Here is a 19,467-nt window from a genome sequence, read left to right on the forward strand (position 1 = left end):
TCCTCAGGCCGCAGAGGATGTCAGCCGGGCCGCGACGTCGGCGCCTTCTCGTACGAAGACCGGGATGCGCTCCAGCGGGGCCTCGGCGTCGAGCGTCGTTCCGCCCTCCAGCACACCGCCGGTGGCCGGGTCGCACCAACGGGTGCCGGACGGCAGGTACACCCGGCGGGCCCGGACGCCCGCCTCGTACACGGGTGCCACCAGCAGGTCGGGGCCGAGCAGGAACTGGTCGTCCACCTCCCAGGCGCGCTCGTCCTCGGGGAAGTCGAAGAACAGCGGACGCATGGGCGGGGCGCCGGTGCGGTGGGCGTCCTCGGACAGGCCGTGCAGGTACGGGCGCAGGCGCTCGCGCAGCAACAGGTGGTCGCGGAGGATGCCGTACGCCTCCTCCCCGTACGACCAGACCTCGTTCGGCCCGCCGGTCATGTCCGTCCCGAAGGCGGGGTAGTTGGGCGCGCGGTCGCCGTGCAGCCGCATGACGGGGCTGAAGGTGCCGTACTGGAACCACCGGACCATCAGCTCGCGGTAGGCCGGGTCGTCCGGGTCGCCGCCGAAGAAGCCACCGATGTCGGTGTTCCACCAGGGGATGCCGCTCATCGCGACGTTCAGCCCCGCCCTGATCTGGCGCCCGAGGGAGTCGAATGTCGTGGGGATGTCGCCGGACCACAGCAGGGCGCCGTGCTTCTGGCTGCCCGCCCAGGCGGAGCGGACCAGCGACAGCGGGCGGTCCTCGCCCGCCGCGCGCAGGCCGTCGGCCACCGCGCGGGCGTGCTCCAGCGGGTAGAGGTTCGCGGCCACGGCGGCCGGCCCTGCCGCGTAGACGGCGCGCTCGGCCAGGCCCGGGGGCACGTCGGGTTCGCAGGCGTCGAGCCAGAAGCACGCCACTCCCAGTGAGCGGTAGTTGTCGTTCAGCCGCTGCCACAGGGCGGCGCGGGCTCCGGGGTGGGTGGCGTCGTAGTACGCCATCGGGCGGATCAGAGCCTGCCCGCTGTGCCGGGACGGCCACGGGAAGGTCAGCAGGCCGCCGCCCGTGTCCCGTACGAGGTGCCCGGCTGAGCGGAGCCCGTCGTACGCGTCGCTTCCGGGCTCGACGGTGGGCCACACCGAGACGGCGAGCCTCGCTCCGAGGTCCGACAGCTCCTCGACCATGGCGGCGGGGTCGGGCCACTCGCTCTCTTCGAAGCACCAGTCGCCCATCCTCGGCCAGTGGAAGAAGTCGCAGACGATGACGGACAGCGGAAGTCCGCGTTCCTTGTACTCCCGGGCCACGGCGAGGAGTTCCTCCTGGGTGCGGTAGCGCAGCTTCGACTGCCAGAAGCCCGACGCCCATTCGGGCAGCAGGGGCGGACGGCCGGTGGCCAGGGTGTAGGCGTTCAGGATCCGGGCCGGGGTGTCACCGGCGGTGATCCAGTAGTCGATGCGCCCGCCGGCGTCGGCGGTCCACCGGGTGGTGTCGGCGCCCAGCTCGACCCGGCCGGTGGCGGGGTTGTTCCACAGCAGTCCGTAGCCGCGCGAGGAGTGCAGGAACGGGACGGCGGCGACGGTGTTGGTCTGGATGAGGTCGATCACGCAGCCCTTCTGGTCCAGTCGCCCGTGCGGATGCTGCCCCAACCCGTGCAGCCGCTCACCGTCGTACGCCTCGAAGGACTGTTCCGTCCGGCCGCCCGCCGCGTGGACGCGGGAGCCGGCATGGTGCGCGTACGGGCTTCGCTCGGCGAGGAGTTCGCGGCCCGAGGCGGCGTCGACGAACCTCAGCCGGCCGTCCGCCGAGGCCTCGACGGCAATGCCGCCGTTGACCAGGCGGGCACTGCCGTCGTCCGACACGGACATCTCGGCTTGCGGGGCGGGCCGCGGGTCCTCCAGCGCGCCGGGGGCGGTGGGGTCGACGGTCCCGGACGAGGCCCGCACCCGGACGGCGTCCGGTCCCCAGGGCTCGATACGGAGGATCTCTGCGGCGGTGTGCCGTTCCAGGGCGCCCGCGCGGATGCTGTAGGACAAGGGTGGCTCCTCTGTTCACGTGGCGGGTGGATGCGGGCGGATGTCCAGGTGCCGGTGCTCGTGGCTGTCGTCGCTGTCCCAGCGACCGGAGCCCGGCGACGGTGTCGGTGTCGGTGTCGGCGAGCATCCGGCGGCAGAAGGCGAGGTGGTCCTCGACGATGGCGGTGAAAGCCGCGTGCCAGTCGGCGTGTTGAACCAGCCGTCGGTCAGCTCGTGCTCCAGTCGACACCCGGTGCCGGACGAGTCGCGCAGCAAGGCGTCGAGCGACTCGGGCGTCAGGCGGCGTTTGGTGCGGCTCTCCATGCGTGCTTCCGGGTGTCGGGTGGGACCGGGGTGGCCCGGGTCGGGGTGGCCCGGGTCCGGGGTGGCCGGGTCCGGGGTGGCCGGGTCCGGGGAGGAGCGGAGTCCCCGCTCGCCCGTTCGGTGGCGTGCGGGGACCCGCGTCCTGGGGCCGTTGTCAGGCCGGGTAGGGCAGGTCGGCTTCCCGGGTGCCTGCCGGGCCGATGTGCAGGGCGCCGTCCGGGCCGCCGATCCTCAGCTGCCACGGGTGCGGGCTGTCGGTGGTCACCTTGAGGCGGTCGCCGGTGCGGCGCAGGTGGAAGCGGGCGGTCTCGCCGGGGCCGTCGCCGCGCGGGATCACGACGGTGCGCTCGGCGCCGTCCGCGAAGGCGTGGACCCGCAGTTCGACGCCTTCCGCCCAGGCAGACACCGGGCGCTGGTCGTCCGCCGCGAGCGGGATGACGGAGTCCGGTCGGGCGAGCAGCGGCAGGGTGTGGAAGCCGTGCTGCTCGCGCACCCAGCGCGGGCCGGTGACCCGATCGCCGGTCAGGACGTTGGTCCAGGTCCCCTCGGGCACGTAGTACTCGACCGTGCCGTCCTCGGTGAAGACCGGGGCGACGAGGAGGTCGTCGCCGAGCAGGTACTGCCGGTCGAGCGTGGCGGCGGCCGGGTCGTCCGGGAACTCCAGCACCATCGCCCGCATCACCGGCAGGCCGGTGGCGTGGGCCTGCTGCGCCGCGCGCTGGAGGTAGGGCGCGAGCCGGTGCTTGAGCAGGGTGAACTCGCGGGTGACCTCGACCGCCTCGTCGCCGAAGTCCCACGGCACCCGGTAGGACTTGCTGCCGTGCAGCCGGCTGTGCGAGGAGAGCAGGCCGAACTGGGTCCAGCGCTTGAAGACCGCCGGGGTCGGGGTGCCCTCGAAGCCGCCGATGTCGTGGCTCCAGAAGCCGAAGCCGGACAGGCCGAGGGAGAGGCCCCCGCGCAGCGACTCCGCCATCGCGTTGAAGTGCGACTCGCAGTCGCCGCCCCAGTGCACCGGGTACTGCTGGCCGCCGGCGGTGGCGGAACGGGCGAACAGCAGCGCCTCGCCCTCCCCGCGCTCCTCCCGGAGCAGCTCGAACACCGCCTGGTTGTACAGGTGGGTGTAGTAGTTGTGCATCAGCTCCGGGTCGGAACCGTCGTGCCAGAGCACGTCGGTGGGGATGCGCTCGCCGAAGTCCGTCTTGAAGCAGTCCACCCCGACGTCCAGCAGGGCGCGCAGCTTGCCGGTGTACCAGTCGCGGGCGGCGGGGTTGGTGAAGTCCACCAGGGCCATGCCCGGCTGCCACAGGTCCCACTGCCAGACGCTGCCGTCCGGGCGCCGCACGAGGTGGCCCTCGCGCATGCCTTCGGCGAACAGCTCCGACTTCTGCGCGATGTACGGGTTGATCCACAGGCAGATGTGCAGCCCCTGCTCCTTGAGCCTGGCGAGCATGCCCGCCGGGTCCGGGAAGGTGTCCGGGTCCCAGCGGAAGTCGCTCCACTGGTACCCGCGCATCCAGAAGCAGTCGAAGTGGAAGACGCTCAGCGGGATGCCGCGCTCGGCCATGCCGCCGACGAAGCGGTTGACGGTGGCCTCGTCGTACTCGGTGGTGAAGGAGGTGGTCAGCCACAGGCCCAGCGCCCAGGCCGGGGGCAGCGCGGGGCGGCCGGTGAGCGCGGTGTAGCGCTCCAGGATCAGCTTGGGGGTCGGGCCGTGGATGACGAAGTACTCCAGCGACTGGTCCTCGACGCTGAACTGGACCTGCCCGACGGACTCGGAGCCGACCTCGTAGCCGACCCTGCCGGGGTGGTTGACGAACACCCCGTAGCCCCGGTTGGTGAGGTGGAAGGGGACGTTCTTGTAGGCCTGTTCGCTGCTGGTGCCGCCGTCCGCCTGCCAGATGTCCACCACCTGGCCGTTGCGGACGAACGGGGTGAACCGCTCCCCCAGGCCGTAGACCAGCTCGCCGACGCCCAGGGCGAGTTGTCCGAGCATGTGGTGGCGGCCGTCTGCGTCGGTGACGAAGCCGGTGCCGCGCTCGCCCACCGAGGTCAGGACCCGCCCGCCGGCGGTGAACTCCAGCTGCCACGGCTTGGAGGTGTCCACCCGCAGTGTCAGTTCGCCGGCGCAGAGCTCCACGACGTCGCCGTCCCGGCGCACCTTCCCGCTGCCCTGTTCGGCGCCGGGCAGTGCGAACTCCGGCCCGCGCCGCACCGAGCCGGCGTGGTGGGTGGTGCGCACGCCGATCACGCCCTCGGCCGGGGACCAGCACTCGACGGTCAGCAGCGGGCTGTTGAGCGTGTCACCGCGGCCGCGCACGTGTTTGACGGGCGCGTAGAGGGTCATCCGGTCCTCGCCGGTCCGGACGTCGGCGACCTCGGCGGCGTAGCGCGCGGTGACGCCCGGGCGCATCAGCCAGTAGCCGTCGGTGAACTTCATCGGGCGGTTTCCTCCGTCCGCGCGCGGTGCGCGGTGATCAGGCCCCGGTACCAGTGGTAGCTGTCCTTGGGCGTGCGGGTGAGGGTGTCGTAGTCGACGCGGACCAGGCCGAAGCGTTGCTCGTAGCCGCGGGCCCACTCGAAGTTGTCCAGCAGCGACCAGACGTAGTAGCCGCGCACGTCGACCCCGGCCGCGATGGCGTCGGCGACGGCGGCGAGGTGGCCGGCCAGGTAGTCGGTCCGCTCCGGGTCGTGGACGCGGCCGTCGGGGGTGATGCCGTCGGCCTCCGCGGAGCCGTTCTCGGTGATCCAGAGCGGCGGGAGCCGCGGGTAGCGGGCGTGGAGCCCGGTGAGCAGTTCGGTGAACGCGGACGGGACGACGGGCCAGCCCATGGTGGTGAGCCGGGTGCCGTACGGGTTCGGTTCGGTGACGCCGATGTCCGTGGCGGTGCGCAGTTCGGGGTCGGACTCGCGGTGCGGGGCGGCCGCGACGGTGACCGGGCGGTAGAAGTTGATGCCGACGAAGTCCAGTGGCACGCCGATCAGTTCGAGGTCGCCGGGCCGGCGCCACGGACCGTCCGCGAGTCCTCCCCAGGTCTCGGCCTCGTGCGCGGGGTAGCACCCGGCGAACAGCGGCTCGGTCCAGACCTCGTTGTGCAGGACCTCGGCGCGGCGCAGTGCGGCGAGGTCCTCGGACCGGCCGGAGGCGGGGTGGAGGCGGTCGAGGTTGAGCGCGATCCCGACCTCCCGGGCTCCCGCCGCGCGGAGCGCCCGGACGGCGAGCCCGTGGCCGACGAGGAGGTGGTGGGCGGCCCCCAATGCCCCGCGGCCCTCCCGGGCGCCGGGGGCGTGCCGGCCCTCGGCGTAGCCGACGAAGGCGGAGCAGAATGGCTCGTTGAGAGTGATCCAGCGCTCGACCCGGTCGCCGTACCGTTCGGCGGCGAGGGCCGCGTACTCGGCGAACGCCTCGGCGGTCTCCCGCGCCCGCCAGCCGCCGCGGTCCTCCAGGGCCTGGGGCAGGTCCCAGTGGTACAGGGTGGCGGCGGGCGCGATCCCGGCGGCGAGCAGTTCGTCGATCAGGCGGTCGTAGAAGTCCAGGCCCTTCGCGTTGGCCGGGCCGGTGCCGCCGGGCAGGAGGCGCGGCCAGGAGATCGAGAAGCGGTAGCCGTCGACGCCGAGCTCCCGCAGCAGGGCGACGTCCTCGGGGTAGCGGTGGTAGTGGTCGCAGGCGGTGTCGCCGGTGGCGCCGCCGAGGGTGCGGCCCGGGGTGTGGCTGAAGGTGTCCCAGATGGAGGGGCCGCGGCCGTCCTCGTCGTGGGCGCCTTCGATCTGGTAGGCGGCGGTGGCGGCGCCGAAGCGGAATCCGGCGGGCAGGTCCGGGAAGGCCGGGGAGGTCACGGGTGTCCCGGCGCCGGAGGGCGCGGCGCTCACAGCTGCGGCGCCAGCCCGTGCTCGCGCAGCCAGGCCAGCTGGACGGGCGGGTTGGAGCCGCAGCCGCCGGCGTGGTCGGCGAACGGCCACACCGTCATGGTGCGGTCCTCGCCCGCGTAGTGGTTGAAGGCGGCGTAGACCGTCCGGGGCGGGCAGATCGGGTCCATCAGGCCGACGCTGAACAGGGCCGGAGCGGTGGCCCGCTGGGCGAAGTTGACGCCGTCGAAGTAGGCGAGGGTGGCGAAGGTCGGCTGCACGCGCTCCCGGCTGTGCCAGCGCAGGTAGCTGACGAGCTCCTGGTACGGACCGTCCAGGGAGGTCTGCGCGCCCTCGCGGTAGTGGCACAGGAACGGTACGTCCGGCATCACGGCGGCCACGCGGTCCCCGGTGAGCCCGGCGACGGCGAGGGACAGGCCGCCGCCCTGGCTGCCGCCGGCCACGACGATCCGGTCGGTATCGAGACCGGGCAGCTGCGCGACGGCGTCGACCGCGCGCACGCAGTCGGTCATCAGCCGCCGGTAGTAGTGGTTCTCGGGGGAGTCGATGCCCTTGGTCATGAAGCCGCCGACCCACTGGGTGCCGTCGCCCATGCCCCGGTCCGGGGTGTCGTGGCCCTGGCCCCGGCTGTCGACGACGAGCTGGGCGTAGTCGGCGGCGGACCAGAACAGGTGCTCGGTGGGCAGCCCGCGGCCGCCGGAGTAGCCCATGTAGGTGACGACGACCGGCAGCGGCCCGTCCACGCCGCGCGGGCGCAGCAGCCAGGCGGCCACCGGCTCGCCGTTCCAGCCGGGGAAGCGCACGTCGTCGACCTCCACGGTGCGCAGTCCGTACTGCGCGGTGACGCGTTCGGCCTTGACGGCCCCGCCGTGCGAGCGGGCCTCGGCGAGGGTGCGCTGCCAGAACTCGTCGAAGTCCTGCGGGGCGGTCGACTCGGGCCGGTAGCCGGCGAGTTCGTCGGCACCGAAGTCGGTGACGGGCATGGGGGATTCCTCCGGGTGCTGCGAGTTCGAGGTCAGGTGGTGGGGTGTGAGCAGTGACATGCGGGCCGCCTCCGGGTGGCTGGTGACTGCGGGTCGGCGCCCGTGTGGCGAGCGGGATGCCCGGGCCGTGAGCCGGGCTGGAACGGGTGGCGGCCCGTCTTCCCCCAGGACGGGCCGCCGGTCTGTGGGGCGGGAGGCGTCAGCCGGCCGCGGCGAAGCGGAAGGCGGTGAGCCGGAAGTCGCCGTGCAGGATCAGGCTCACGTCCTGCACGCCGTCGAGCGGGGTGGCGAGTTCGGCGGTGGTGCTCGTCCAGGCGTAGCGGTCGCCGGTCACGGGCACGTCGATCTCGGCCAGCACCCGGCCGTCGGCCCGGACCTCCAGCCGGGCAGTGCCGTTCGCGTCGTCCGCGCGGGCGGTCTCGACCTCGACCCGGACGGCCCCCGTCACGTCGGAGGTGCGGAACAGGAGCGCCGCGGGCTGTCCGGGGTCGGCGGGCGTGACGGCGTCGCCGTCGGCGCGGGTGGCATCGACGATGGTGACGTCCGTGTGGTCGTCGAAGTCGACGGCCCGGACGGTCCGTCCGACGACGGCGCGGGCAGCGGGCGCCGCCCCGGTCACGGTGAGCGGCGTGACGAGCACCTCGTCCTCGGCCGACCGCGCCACGATGACCTCGTAGTCGCCGGGGTCGACGGCGAAGGCGCCCGTGGCGACGTCCCAGTGGGCGAACCGCTCGGCCGGGAGCCGGAACGTCAGCTCGCGGGTCTCCCCCGGCTCCAGGCGGACCTTGCGGAAGTCGGCCAGGCGCAGCCGGGGCGCCGCGTAGCGGGCGTCCAGGGCGCGGACGTAGACCTGGACGACGTCGCTGCCGGCGCGCCGGCCGCGGTTCTCCACGGTGACGGTGAGGTCGACCTCGCCGTCCGGGCCGATCGACGGCTGCGACAGGCGCGGGTCGCGGTAGGCGATGTCGGTGTAGGACAGCCCGTGGCCGAAGGGGTAGAGGGTGGCACCCTGGTGGTACTGGTAGGTCCAGCCGGCCTTGATGATGTCGTAGTCGAGCGGGGCGGGCAGCGGGTCGTCGCCGCGGTACCAGGTCTGCGGCAGACGGCCGGCGGGCTCGGCCTCGCCGAGCAGGACGGCGGCCAGCGCGTGGCCTGTTTCCTGCCCGCCGTGGGATGTCCACACCACGGCGGGCAGGTGCTCTGCGGCCCAGTCGGCGGCGAACGGGTAGCTGCTCATCAGCACCAGTGCCGTCTCCGGGCGGGCTTCGGCGACGGCGCGCAGCAGCTCCTCCTGGCCCTCGGGCAGGCGGATGTCGGCGCGGTCCTCCGTCTCGCGGCCGTTGACCAACGGGTGGTTGCCGAGGACGACGACGGCGGCGTCCGCCGTCGCGGCGGCTTCGCGCGCCTCGGCGCGGCCGTCGCGCAGCAGCTCGCGCTGCCAGCGCTCGGCGGCCTCCGGGGTCTCGGCGGTGACCGTCACCCGGCCGTCGGTCGGGTCCACGGCGGCGTAGCGGCCGGTGAAGACGTTGCGCAGCAGCACGGTGTCCTCGCCGGCCGGTTCGAACCGGAAGGTCTCCTTGACGAACCAGGCCTTGATGACGTCCTGGTCGGCGGCCAGGCCCTCGTCGTCCTGCAGGGTCAGGTAGCGGCCGGTGTGGACGGCGCGCAGCGTGGAGGCGCCACCGCCCCAGTCGGTCACGTCGAAGGAGGTCTTGCCGAGCAGGTCACCGGTGGTGCGCGAGCGCAGGGCGATCCGGTCGCTGCCCTCCACCCGGACGATCTCGCCGCCGTGCGGGGCGAGGGCCGCGCCGAGGCCGGTGGCGACGCCGACCCGGTACGGCATGGTGCCGCTGTACCAGTCCTCGAAGAGTGCGTCGGCGAGCGGGCCGATGACGGCGATCCGGGGCGTGCGGGCGGGGTCGAGCGGCAGGATGCCGTCGTTCTTGAGCAGGACGACGGACTCGGTCGCGGCCTGCCGGGCCAGCTCGCGGTGCTCGGCGCAGTCGATCACCTCCGGGCCGATGGCGGCGTATGGGTCCAGCTCGGGGTCGAACTCGCCGAGGCGGAAGCGCACTTCGAGCTGGCGGCGGACGGCGCGGTCCACGTCGTCCTGGTCGATCAGGCCGCGTTCCAGGGCCTCGCGCAGCCGGCCGACCACGGTCTCCGTGTCCTCGCCGTGGTCGGTGTAGCTGTCGATGCCGGCCCTGAGCGCGGCCGCGTGGGACTCGGCGTGGTCGTCGAAGTAGTGCTCCGGGTCGACCAGGTTGGACGGCGCCTCGGCGTCGCTCACCACGAACAGCTCGTGGCCGGTCGGCCGGGCCCAGCGGCGCAGCTCCGTCTCGATCAGCGGACTGACGTGGCACGGGCGGCCGTTGACCAGGTTGTAGGCGGCCATGGCACCGGTCGCGGCGCCGGAGGCGACGACGGGCCGGAAGGCGGCGAGGTCGTACTCCTGGAGGACGCGCGGGCGCACCCCGGAGGAGGTGGTGCAACGGTCGTCCTCGTTGTTGTAGGCGAGGAAGTGCTTGAGCACCGGGGCGGTCCGCAGGTAGTCCGGGTGATCGCCGGTCAGACCCCGGCAGAACGCCTCGCCGATGCGCGCGGTCTGCACCGGGTCCTCGGAGTAGCCCTCCTCGTTGCGCCCCCAGCGCGGGTCGCGCAGCAGGTTGAGCACCGGGGCCCAGGCCTGCAGGGAGTTCGCCCCGCGCTCGGGGCCGCCGACGGCCGGCGGGCGGTGGTGGTGGAAGGCCCGCAGCTCGGTGGAGACCGCCTTGGCCACCCGGCGCACCAGCTCCTCGTCCCAGCTGGCGCCCAGGCCGACGGCCTGGGGGAACACCGTCGCCACGCCCAGCCACGAGACGCCGTGCAGGCCCTCGCTGCCGGTGCGGAAGGGGCCGACCCCGAGGCGCGGCACCGCCGGCGCGTACTGGTGCAGCATCGCGAGCCGCTCGTCGGGTGTGAGCCGCTGGAGCAGGTCGTCGACACGCTCCTGCAGGGCGAGCGCGGGATTGCGGAAGCCGGGCAGGCCGGCAGCGGACACGGGCACGGAACTCACGTGGAACACCCTTCGGGCGGGCTCGGCTCGGCGACCGGATGATCGAAGCGTTTCGACGCTGGCATGCTCCCACGGGCCTGTCAACTCCCCATGGCACAAACGATTTTGTATTTGTTCAGCCTATTGCCCAACCGGTAACGCGTCGTTAGTCTCACCGAAACATCCAAGCGCTTCGACGGAGAGGGCTACGCCACCATGAGATCCGGGTTGAACCGCAGGAGCTTCCTCACTACCGCCGCCACGGTCGCGGGAGCCGCCGCGATGGCGCCCCTGCTGTCCGCCTGCGGCGGCGGCTCGGACAAGAAGGCCGGGGCGAACACCAAGGAGGGCCTCAAGGCCGCTCTGCCGACCTACGTACCCAACGCCAACGCGGTCAAGCCGGACATAGCCCCCGTGCAGGGCTCGGGCGACGCCGCGACCGACCCGGCCTACCTCTCCTACCCGGCCTCCCCGCCCGCCAGCGTCTCCGGCGTTCCGGGCAAGGGCGGCAGCTACACGGCGGTCACCCCGCTGTGGGGCACGGCCCCGCCGGTCGGCAACTCCTTCTACCAGGCGATGAACAAGGCACTCGGGATCGACCTGACCGTCAAGCCGACGGACGGGATCAACTACAACACCATCATCCCGACGATGACCGCCGCCAAGAAGCTGCCGGACTGGATCAACCTGCCGGCCTGGCTGAACGCCAACTTCAACACCGGTGGGCTGGTCGGCACTCAGCTCGCGGACCTCACCCCCTACCTGTCCGGCGACAACATCAAGAAGTACCCCAACCTGGCCGCCCTGCCCACCGGCGCCTGGCAGCACGGCGTCTGGGGCGACAAGCTCTACGGGATCCCCTGCTTCTCCACCAGCTTCGGCATCCCCGGCGCCACCTTCTACCGCCGGGACATCCTCGAGGCCCGGGGCATCACGGCCGACCAAATCAAGTCCGCCGACGACCTGATGAACCTCGGCAAGGAACTGACCGACGCCAAACGGGGCGTGTGGGCCTTCGACGACGTGTGGACCTACAACCAGTTCACCTGGAACGTCCCCATGAACTGGAGGGTCGACAACGGCAAGCTGGCCCACCCGTTCGAGACCCAGGAGTTCCTGGAGGCCCTCGACTGGCACAACCGCCTGGCCGCCTCGGGCTCCATGCACCCCGACGCGCTCGCCGGCGACGTCGCCAACGGGGCCACCCGCTTCTACAGCGGCAAGACGCTCGTCGGAGGCGGCGGACTGGGCGCCTGGAACCTGGCCGACCACCAGTCCGGCACCGCCGCGGACCCGAACTACCGGCGCGGCGCCTTCAACGCCATCACCGCCGACGGCAAGGGCACGCCGGTGATCTACATGGGCGCCGCCGCCAGCATGATCAGCTACCTCAACGCCAGTCTGAAGCCGGAGCAGATCCAGGAACTGCTCGCCGTCGCGAACTACCTCGCCGCCCCCTACGGCACGGCCGAGTACACCCTGGTCAACTTCGGCGTCGAGGGCGTCCACCACACCCGGGTGAACGGCATGCCGACCTTCACGGAGGAGGGGAAGAAGGACGTCCAGGTGACGAGCTACCAGTTCCTGGCCGCCGCCCCCTCCGTGACCAGCAACCCGGGCGGCGAACAGATCACCAAGGACTACGCGGGCTGGTCGGCCGCCAACGTCAAGTACCTCACCAAGCCGCCCTTCTGGGGCATGAACCTCAGCATGCCCCAGGCCATCGCCCAGGCATCGGCCGCGCAGAACGTCAACGACACCATCAAGGACTGCTACCACGGCAAGAAGAAGGTCTCCGAGGTGCAGGACGCCATCGCCAGCTGGCGCTCCGGCCCCGGCGAGCGGCTCAAGCAGTGGATGACCGACAACGTCCTCAACAAGTACGGCACCGGCCAGTGAGCACCGCGGCCCCGAAGCAGCCGGCCGGCCCCGCGCGGCTCAACTGGCGGACCAGGCTGCGGCGCGACAAGTCCCTCCTGCTGATGACGGTGCCCGCGGTCGTCCTGCTCCTGGTGTTCAACTACGTCCCGCTCTTCGGCATCGTCACCGCCTTCCAGGAGTACGACCCGCTGGTCGGGGTCTGGCACAGCGAATGGGTCGGCTTCGACCAGTTCCAGCAGCTGTTCGGCGACCCGGCGTTCTGGGCCTCGATGAAGAACACGCTGTACCTCAGCTTCGTCCAGCTGATCCTGTTCTTCCCGGTCCCGATCGCCCTGGCCCTGCTGCTCAACTCGGTGATCAGCGAGCGGATCCGCAACTTCTTCCAGTCCGTGGTCTACCTGCCGCACTTCTTCTCGTGGGTGCTGGCGGTCACGATCTTCCAGCAGATGCTGGGCGGCGCCGGCGTGCTCAACCAGTTCCTGCGCCAGCACGACATCGGCACCTGGGACATCATGACCAACCCACACACCTTCGCGCTGCTGGTCACCTCCCAGGCGATCTGGAAGGAAGCGGGCTGGGGGATCATCGTCTTCCTCGCGGCGCTGAGCGCGATCAACAGCGAGCTGTACGAGGCCGCGGCCGCCGACGGCGCGGGACGGTTGCGGCGGATGTGGCATATCACGCTGCCGGGCCTGCGCGGAGTGATCGTGCTGATGCTGGTCCTGCGGCTCGGCAACGCCCTGTCCGTCGGGTTCGAGCAGTTCCTGGTCCAGCGCGACGCCGTCGGCCACGAGGCCGCGGACGTCCTGGACACCTTCTCCTTCTACTACGGCATCGCCACCGGCGGCTACAGCTACGGCGCGGCGGCCGGGCTCTTCAAGAGCGTGGTCTCGCTGCTGCTCATCTGGGGCGCCAACAAGCTGGCGCACGCCTTCGGCGAGGACGGGCTGTACCGCAAATGACGAACGCACTCACCATGGGTTCGCGGGGCGAGAAGCGCCGCACCGCGACAGCAGCCGCCCGCCGCCGGGCCAACTCCGCCCGCCCGCCCTGGGACGAGCCGCCCACCGCCGTCGGCCAGGCCGCCAAGGGCCTCACGCTCGGCGGGACGCTCGCCGTCATCCTGGTCCCGCTCTGGATCATCGTCCTGACCAGCTTCTCCACCCCCGGCGCCATCAACCGGGCCGGCGGCCTGGTGATCTGGCCGGACGGCCTGACCACCGAGACGTACCGCCAGATGCTCGGCGACCCGACGATCATCACCGCGCTGGGGGTGAGCCTGGGCATCACCGTGGTCGGCACCGCGCTGTCCATGGCCGTCTCCATCCTGTGCGCCTACGGCCTCTCCCGGCCGCGCTCCCTCGGGCACCGCTTCGTCCTGCTGCTGCTGATCATCACGATGTTCATCAGCGGCGGCCTGATCCCGAGCTTCCTGGTCGTCACCGGCCTCGGCGGCTACGGCCAGTGGTGGGCGCTGATCCTGCCGAGCGCGGTCTCCGTCTTCAACATCCTGGTGCTGCGCGCCTTCTACCAGGAGACCTCCTCCGAACTGATCGACGCGGCCCGGATGGACGGCGCCGGGGACTGGCGCATCCTGTGGTCGGTCGTCCTGCCCACCTCGCGCGCCGTCACCGCCGTCACCGCGCTGTTCTACGCCGTCGGGTACTGGAACTCCTTCTTCAACGTCATGCTCTACATGCCGACGGACAGTCAGAAATGGCCTCTCCAGTACGTGTTGCTCACCTACGTCAACCGGGCGAACGGCCTGCCCGGTTCGGTCAACTCGGGCTTCGGGAACACCAGCGTGCAGACCGCCCCGCTCTCCCTGCAGATGGCGGTCGTGGTCCTCACCCTGGTACCACTGGTGATCGTGTACCCGTTCGTGCAGAAGCACCTGCGTACCGGTGTCCTCACCGGAGCGATCAAGGGCTGAGCCGTCCGCTCCGGTCCGGCGCGCCCCGCCGGACCGGGACCGGGCCGGGAACACGCCCTCAACGGAACCGACACGAAGGACAGAGCGATGGTGACACTCGCCGACGTAGCCAGGCAGGCCGGCGTCTCGTCGAGCACGGTCAGCTACGCCCTCAGCGGCAAGCGCCCGATCTCCGACGAGACCAGGGCCCGCATCGAACGGGCCATCACGGACCTCGGCTACCACCCCAACGCGGGTGCCCGGGCCCTGGCCGGCAAGCGCTCCCACATCATCGCCCTGGTCGTGCCGCTCAACCCCGAGGTGCACGTGCCCACCATGATGGAGATCGCCATCGCCGTGACCGTCGCGGCCCGCGAACACGGCTACGACGTCCTACTGCTCACCAACGACGAAGGCCCCGAAGGCGTCCGCCGGGTCGCCGCCACCGGACTCGCCGACGGCGTCATCCTCATGGACGTCCGGCTCGACGACGACCGCATCCCGGTCCTGCGCGCCGAGGACATCCCCGCCGCACTCATCGGCCTGCCCGACGACCCCACCGGACTCTCCTGCGTCGACCACGACTTCGCCACGGCCGGCGCCCTGTGCGCCGACCACCTCGCCGACCTCGGCCACCGCGACGTCGCCTTCATCGGCTACAGCAGCGGCGTCTACCGGCGCCACTCCGGCTACGCCGAGCGCACCCTGAACGGCTTCCGCTCCCGCGCCGAACGGCGCGGCCTGCGCTTCCTCCACCGGCCCTGCGAGGGCACCTACGAGAGCACCGCCGGCACCCTGGCCCGCATCCTCGCGGACCGCCCGGAAACCACCGGGTTCGTCGTCCAGAACGAGGCCGCGATCGGCCCGCTGCTCAGCCTGCTGCGCGCCAGCGGACGGACCGTGCCGGAGGACGCATCCGTCATCGCCATCTGCCCCGACGCCCTGGCCGAGCAGCACGCACCCCGCCTCACCTCCGTCACCAGCCCCAAGAAGGACCTCGGACAGGTCGCCGTCGACCAGGTCATGGCGAGGATCGCCGCGACCACCGCCGGCGACGAAGTGAAGGACCAGCTCCTCCTGATGCCGCCGGAACTCGTCGTCCGCGAAAGCACCGCACCGGCCCCGCACCGCAGTTGAGGCCCCTACCGAAGGACATCTCGCCATGGACATCCGCCGGCTCACCGACCGCCTCGGCGGCCTCGCCTTCGGCGGGGACTACAACCCCGAACAGTGGGACGCCGAGGTGTGGAAGCAGGACGACGAACTGATGCGCAGGGCGCGCGTCAACCTCGCCACCGTCGGCGTCTTCTCCTGGGCCCTGATGGAGCCCGAAGAGGGCCGCTACGACTTCGACTGGCTCGACGCCCACCTCGACCGGCTCCACGCGGCCGGCGTCGCCGTCGACCTGGCCACCCCCACCGCCTCCCCACCGCCGTGGTTCACCCTGGCCCACCCGGACTCCCTGACCGTCCGCCCCGACGGCACCCGCCTGACCCACGGCAGCCGGGACACCTACTGCCTCACCTCCCCCGCCTACCGCCAGGCCGCCCGCCGCATCGCCGCCGCCCTCGCCGAACGCTACGGCGACCACCCCGCACTCGCCCTCTGGCACGTCCACAACGAGTACGTCACCCCCTGCCACTGCGACCACACCGCCGCCGCGTTCCGCGTCTGGCTGCGCGCCCGCCACGGCTCCCTGGACGCCCTCAACGAGGCCTGGGGGACGGCCTTCTGGAGCCAGCACTACACCTCGTGGGAGCAGGTCCTCCCGCCCCGCACCAGCCAGTGGCACCACAACCCCGGCCACCTCCTGGACTACAGCCGCTTCTGGTCCGACGAGACCCTCGCCGCCTACCGCGAGCAGCGCGACGCGATCCGCGCCCACAGCGACCGGCCGGTGACGACCAACCTCATGGTGCCCGGCTACCAGAACCTCGACCTGTGGGCGTTCGGCCGCGAGGTCGACCTGGTCTCTGTCAACCACTACCCCAGCGCACCCGGCATCGACGCCCCCGCCCACGCCGCCTTCGACGCCGACCGGGCCCGCTCCTTCGCCGGCGGCGCCCCCTGGCTGCTGATGGAATCGGGCACCAACACCGTCTACGCCGGAGACCGCGTCCTCCCGAAGGAGCCGGGCGACATCCTTCGCCACTCGCTCGTCCACATCGCCCGCGGCTCGGAGGGCGCGCTGTTCTTCCAGTGGCGCCAGTCCCGGGCCGGCGCCGAAACGTGGCACTCAGCGATGGTCCCGCACGCCGGGCCGGACAGCAGGACCTTCCGCGAGGTCACGGCGGCCGGAGCGGCCGTCGCCCGGCTCGGCGAGCTCACCGGCTCCACCGTCCGGGCCGAAGTCGCCGTGCTGCACGACTCCGACGCCTGGTGGGCTTCGAACGTCGACGGCCTCCCGTCCGCCGAGCTCGGCTACTACCCCGCGCTGCGTCGCGCTCACCGTGCGCTGTGGGACGCCGGAGTGACGGTCGACTTCGCCCACCCCGAGCACGACCTGAGCCGCTACCGGGTCGTCCTCGCCCCCGCCCTCTTCCTGCTCACCGACGCGGGCGCCGAGAACCTGCGCCGCTACGTCGCCGACGGCGGCACCCTGCTCGTCCAGCACTTCAGCGGCGTCGTCGACGAGCATATGCATGCCCGGCTCGGCGGCTACCCGGCCGCACCGCTGCGCGAGGCGCTGGGCATCCGGGTCGAGGAGCACCGCCCGCTGCGGCAGGACGAGGAGGTCGCGCTCTCCGACGGCTCGACGGCCACCTCCTGGAGCGAGTCCCTGCGCACCGAGGGCGCCGAGGCGGCCGCCGCCTACACCCACGGCATGCTGACCGGCAGCCCGGCGCTCACCCGGCACGCCTTCGGATCCGGCCGCGGCTGGTACCTCTCCACCCGCCTCGACGACGCCGGCTACGCCGACCTGGTCGGCCGGCTCCTGACGGAGGCCGGGGTCGCCCCGGAGCTGCCGGGCCTGCCGACCGGCGTCGAGGCCGTCACCCGCCACGCGGCGGACGGCCGCGGCTGGCACCTGCTGATCAACCACCGCACCGAGGACGTCACGCTGCCGCAGCCTGGCCACGACCTGCTCACGGACCGGCCGGTGAACCAGCTGCCGCCCGGCGGCTGCGCCGTGCTGCGCACCGTGTGAGCGCTAACAGAGCCGTGAACGCCCGTTGATCCGTCCCACCGAGGAAGGCCACCATGACCGACCCGCACGAGACGATCCGCTGGGGGCACGACGCCCTGGAGCTGGAGATCGCCCTGGGCGAGCACGGCACCCCTCGCCTGGTCCGCATCGGCGCACCCGGCGAGAAGACCACCACCCCGCGCCCGGCCGCACCGCTGCCGCTGGTGGAGGTGACGACTGCGGATCTCGGCCGCTACTGGTCGGGCCGGCACCTCGTCAACAGCGCCCTCGGCGGACGGTTACGCCACCGCACGCACCAGGCGACCCGGGACGGCGACTGGCACGTACTCACCGTCGAACTCCACGACCCGGAGAGCGGTCTGACCGCCGAGGCGGTCTACCGCTCCCCGGACGGGCTGCCGGTGCTGCGCGGCGAGGTGCTGCTGCGCAACGAGGGACCGCGCACGCTGCACCTGGAGTCGGTCTCCTCGCTCGTGGCTGGCTGCCTCACCGGGGGCCACCCGGTGGATCTGGACCACGCGGACCTGCTGTGGGCGGAGAACGAGTGGTTCGCCGAGTGCCGCTGGCAGCGCGAGCCGCTGCGCGTGTCCTCGCCCGAACGCAGTGGCCGCTTCCACACCACCTCCGGCCGCAGTACCCGCGCCGTGGCCGGCCAGGGCATGTGGTCCAGCTGCGGCCACCTGCCGATGGGCGGCCTGACCGACCGTGAGTCCGGCCGTACCTGGGTGTGGCAGATCGAGCACAACGGCGGCGGCTGGCGCTGGGAGTGCGGCGTGCGCGACGACACCGCGTACGCGGCGCTGTACGGCCCGAACGACGCCGACCACGGCTGGCGCCACCCGCTGGAGCCGGGCGCCGGGTTCCGGACCGTGCCCGTGGCCCTGGCGTTCAGCCCGGACGGCGGACCGGACGCGGCGTTCGCCGCCCTCACCGCGTACCGCCGGGCCACCCGCCGGCCGCACCCCGACCACCGGCGGCTACCGGTGATCTTCAACGACTACATGAACTGCCTGATGGGCGACCCCACCACGGCCAAGCTGCTGCCCCTGGTCGACGCCGCCGCCGAGGCCGGCGCGGAGTACTTCGTCATCGACGCCGGCTGGTACGACGACGGCGGCAACTGGTGGAGCTCCGTCGGTGCCTGGGAGCCGTCGGCCTCCCGCTTCCCCGGGCCGAAGGGCATCCACGAGGTCCTGGAGCGCATCCGGGAGCGGGGCATGGTGCCCGGCCTGTGGCTGGAGCCGGAGGCGGTCGGGGTGAACAGTCCGGTCGCCCGGTCCCTGCCGGAGGAGGCGTTCTTCCGCCGCGACGGACGGCGGGTGGAGGAGGGCGGGGGCCGGTACCACCTGGACCTGCGCCATCCGGCCGCCCGCGCCCATCTGGACCGGGTGGTGGACCGCCTGGTCGGTGAGTGGGGCGTCGGCTACCTCAAGCTCGACCACAACACCGACCCTGGGTCCGGCACCAGTGCCCACCCCGGCGAGGCCCCGGCAGCGGGGCTGCTGGACCACAACCGGGCCCAACTCGCCTGGCTGGACGGCATCCTGGACCGGCACCCGGACCTCGTGGTCGAGAACTGCGCCTCGGGCGGCATGCGGATGGACCACGCACTGCTCTCCCGGCTCCAGCTGCAGTCCACCAGCGACCAGCAGGACCTCCTCCTCTACCCGCCCATCGCGGCGGCGGCCCCCACCGCCGTCACCCCCGAACAGGGCGCCGTCTGGGCGTACCCGCTGCCCGAGAACACCCCCGACGAAGTCGCCCTGACCATGGCCAACGCGCTCCTCGGCCGCATCCACCTCTCCGGCCGGATCACCGAACTGTCCCAGGAAGCAGGTGACTTGGTCCACGAGGCGGTCACCGTCCACAAGGCGATCCGCGCCGACCTCCCGCACGCGCTGCCCGCCTGGCCGCTCGGGCTCCCGGGCTGGGAGGACCCGTGGATCGCCCTGGCCCTGCACACCCTCGACACCACCTACCTCACCGCCTGGCGGCGATCCGGCGAGGAGGTCGTCAGGGACCTCGGCCTGCCCCACCTGGCCGGCGCTGAGGTCCGCGTCGAGGTGCTCTACCCGGCGTCCAGTCAGGCCCGCGCCACCTGGAAGCCGGACACCGCCGAACTCGCCCTGACCCTGCCGACGGCACCGTCCGCCGTCGTCCTGCGCCTCACCAGTATTCCTGTCGATAGGAGTTGACGATGCCTCAGATATCCGCCCGCGCCCCACCGCGCCGGCCCGCATCCGTACGGAACACGCTTCGCGTCCGGGCCCGACCCATGCAGCCGCACCGGGCCCTACCGTCCAGAACGCGGGAGTTCGATCCCCACATCCGAACCCCACGCACC

At 72.3% G+C, this 19,467-nt stretch carries 12 protein-coding genes; 6 read left to right on the forward strand and 6 right to left on the reverse strand.

Going from position 1 to position 19,467, the window contains the following annotated elements; genetic code table 11:
- Window positions 1–3 precede the first annotated feature (3 nt).
- From ACFVSN_RS06360 to ACFVSN_RS06385, 6 genes are all read right to left on the reverse strand, one after another.
- Entirely contained in the window at window positions 4–1,998 is a 1,995-nt protein-coding gene (locus tag ACFVSN_RS06360) for a TIM-barrel domain-containing protein (protein WP_387591650.1), read from the reverse strand.
- A gap of 15 nt (window positions 1,999–2,013) precedes the next feature.
- On the reverse strand, window positions 2,014–2,301 hold the full coding sequence (locus ACFVSN_RS06365; protein WP_387591648.1) for a hypothetical protein: 288 nt from the start codon (window positions 2,299–2,301) through the stop codon (window positions 2,014–2,016).
- A gap of 154 nt (window positions 2,302–2,455) precedes the next feature.
- Window positions 2,456–4,738 (reverse strand): alpha-xylosidase, encoded by a 2,283-nt coding sequence (gene yicI / locus ACFVSN_RS06370; protein WP_387591645.1) that lies wholly within the window; start codon window positions 4,736–4,738, stop codon window positions 2,456–2,458.
- On the reverse strand, window positions 4,735–6,135 hold the full coding sequence (locus tag ACFVSN_RS06375) for a GH1 family beta-glucosidase (protein WP_387591642.1): 1,401 nt from the start codon (window positions 6,133–6,135) through the stop codon (window positions 4,735–4,737). The genes yicI and ACFVSN_RS06375 overlap by 4 nt, the downstream gene beginning before the upstream one ends.
- A 29-nt stretch (window positions 6,136–6,164) precedes the next feature.
- Entirely contained in the window at window positions 6,165–7,208 is a 1,044-nt protein-coding gene (locus ACFVSN_RS06380; protein ID WP_387591639.1) for an acetylxylan esterase, read from the reverse strand.
- A 139-nt stretch (window positions 7,209–7,347) separates the two neighbouring features.
- Window positions 7,348–10,203 carry a glycoside hydrolase family 3 C-terminal domain-containing protein gene (locus ACFVSN_RS06385; RefSeq protein WP_387591636.1) on the reverse strand — a complete coding sequence of 952 codons (2,856 nt, stop codon included), beginning with the start codon at window positions 10,201–10,203 and terminating at the stop codon, window positions 7,348–7,350.
- A gap of 207 nt (window positions 10,204–10,410) precedes the next feature.
- Between ACFVSN_RS06385 and ACFVSN_RS06390 the strand changes: the two genes are divergently transcribed.
- The 6 genes from ACFVSN_RS06390 to ACFVSN_RS06415 all read left to right on the forward strand — a co-directional run bounded on the left by ACFVSN_RS06390 (window position 10,411) and on the right by ACFVSN_RS06415 (window position 19,318).
- Complete coding sequence (locus ACFVSN_RS06390) at window positions 10,411–12,081, forward strand: ABC transporter substrate-binding protein (RefSeq protein ID WP_387591633.1); 1,671 nt, start codon at window positions 10,411–10,413, stop codon at window positions 12,079–12,081.
- Window positions 12,078–13,025 carry an ABC transporter permease gene (locus ACFVSN_RS06395; protein WP_387591630.1) on the forward strand — a complete coding sequence of 316 codons (948 nt, stop codon included), beginning with the start codon at window positions 12,078–12,080 and terminating at the stop codon, window positions 13,023–13,025. Before ACFVSN_RS06390 ends, ACFVSN_RS06395 begins: the two co-directional genes overlap by 4 nt.
- Entirely contained in the window at window positions 13,022–13,996 is a 975-nt protein-coding gene (locus ACFVSN_RS06400) for a carbohydrate ABC transporter permease (RefSeq protein WP_387591627.1), read from the forward strand. The genes ACFVSN_RS06395 and ACFVSN_RS06400 overlap by 4 nt, the downstream gene beginning before the upstream one ends.
- Window positions 13,997–14,083: 87 nt before the next feature.
- Entirely contained in the window at window positions 14,084–15,112 is a 1,029-nt protein-coding gene (locus ACFVSN_RS06405) for a LacI family DNA-binding transcriptional regulator (protein ID WP_387591624.1), read from the forward strand.
- A gap of 25 nt (window positions 15,113–15,137) precedes the next feature.
- The gene (locus ACFVSN_RS06410) at window positions 15,138–17,123 is read left to right on the forward strand and encodes a beta-galactosidase (protein WP_387591621.1); all 1,986 of its coding nucleotides are present in this window, start codon (window positions 15,138–15,140) and stop codon (window positions 17,121–17,123) included.
- 53 nt (window positions 17,124–17,176) lie between these two features.
- A complete protein-coding gene (locus ACFVSN_RS06415; RefSeq protein ID WP_387591618.1) occupies window positions 17,177–19,318 on the forward strand; it encodes an alpha-galactosidase in 2,142 nt (713 codons plus the stop codon).
- Window positions 19,319–19,467: the final 149 nt, after the last annotated feature.

This window comes from Kitasatospora sp. NPDC057904, from assembly GCF_042887925.1.
Lineage (GTDB): Bacteria > Actinomycetota > Actinomycetes > Streptomycetales > Streptomycetaceae > Kitasatospora.

Coding starts and splice junctions, on each gene's coding strand:
- ACFVSN_RS06365 (WP_387591648.1), bottom strand. CDS start 2,301: ATGGAGAGCCGCACCAAACGCCGCCTGACGCCCGAGTCGCTCGACGCC.
- yicI (WP_387591645.1), bottom strand. CDS start 4,738: ATGAAGTTCACCGACGGCTACTGGCTGATGCGCCCGGGCGTCACCGCG.
- ACFVSN_RS06380 (WP_387591639.1), bottom strand. CDS start 7,208: ATGTCACTGCTCACACCCCACCACCTGACCTCGAACTCGCAGCACCCG.
- ACFVSN_RS06400 (WP_387591627.1), top strand. CDS start 13,022: ATGACGAACGCACTCACCATGGGTTCGCGGGGCGAGAAGCGCCGCACC.
- ACFVSN_RS06405 (WP_387591624.1), top strand. CDS start 14,084: ATGGTGACACTCGCCGACGTAGCCAGGCAGGCCGGCGTCTCGTCGAGC.
- ACFVSN_RS06410 (WP_387591621.1), top strand. CDS start 15,138: ATGGACATCCGCCGGCTCACCGACCGCCTCGGCGGCCTCGCCTTCGGC.
- ACFVSN_RS06415 (WP_387591618.1), top strand. CDS start 17,177: ATGACCGACCCGCACGAGACGATCCGCTGGGGGCACGACGCCCTGGAG.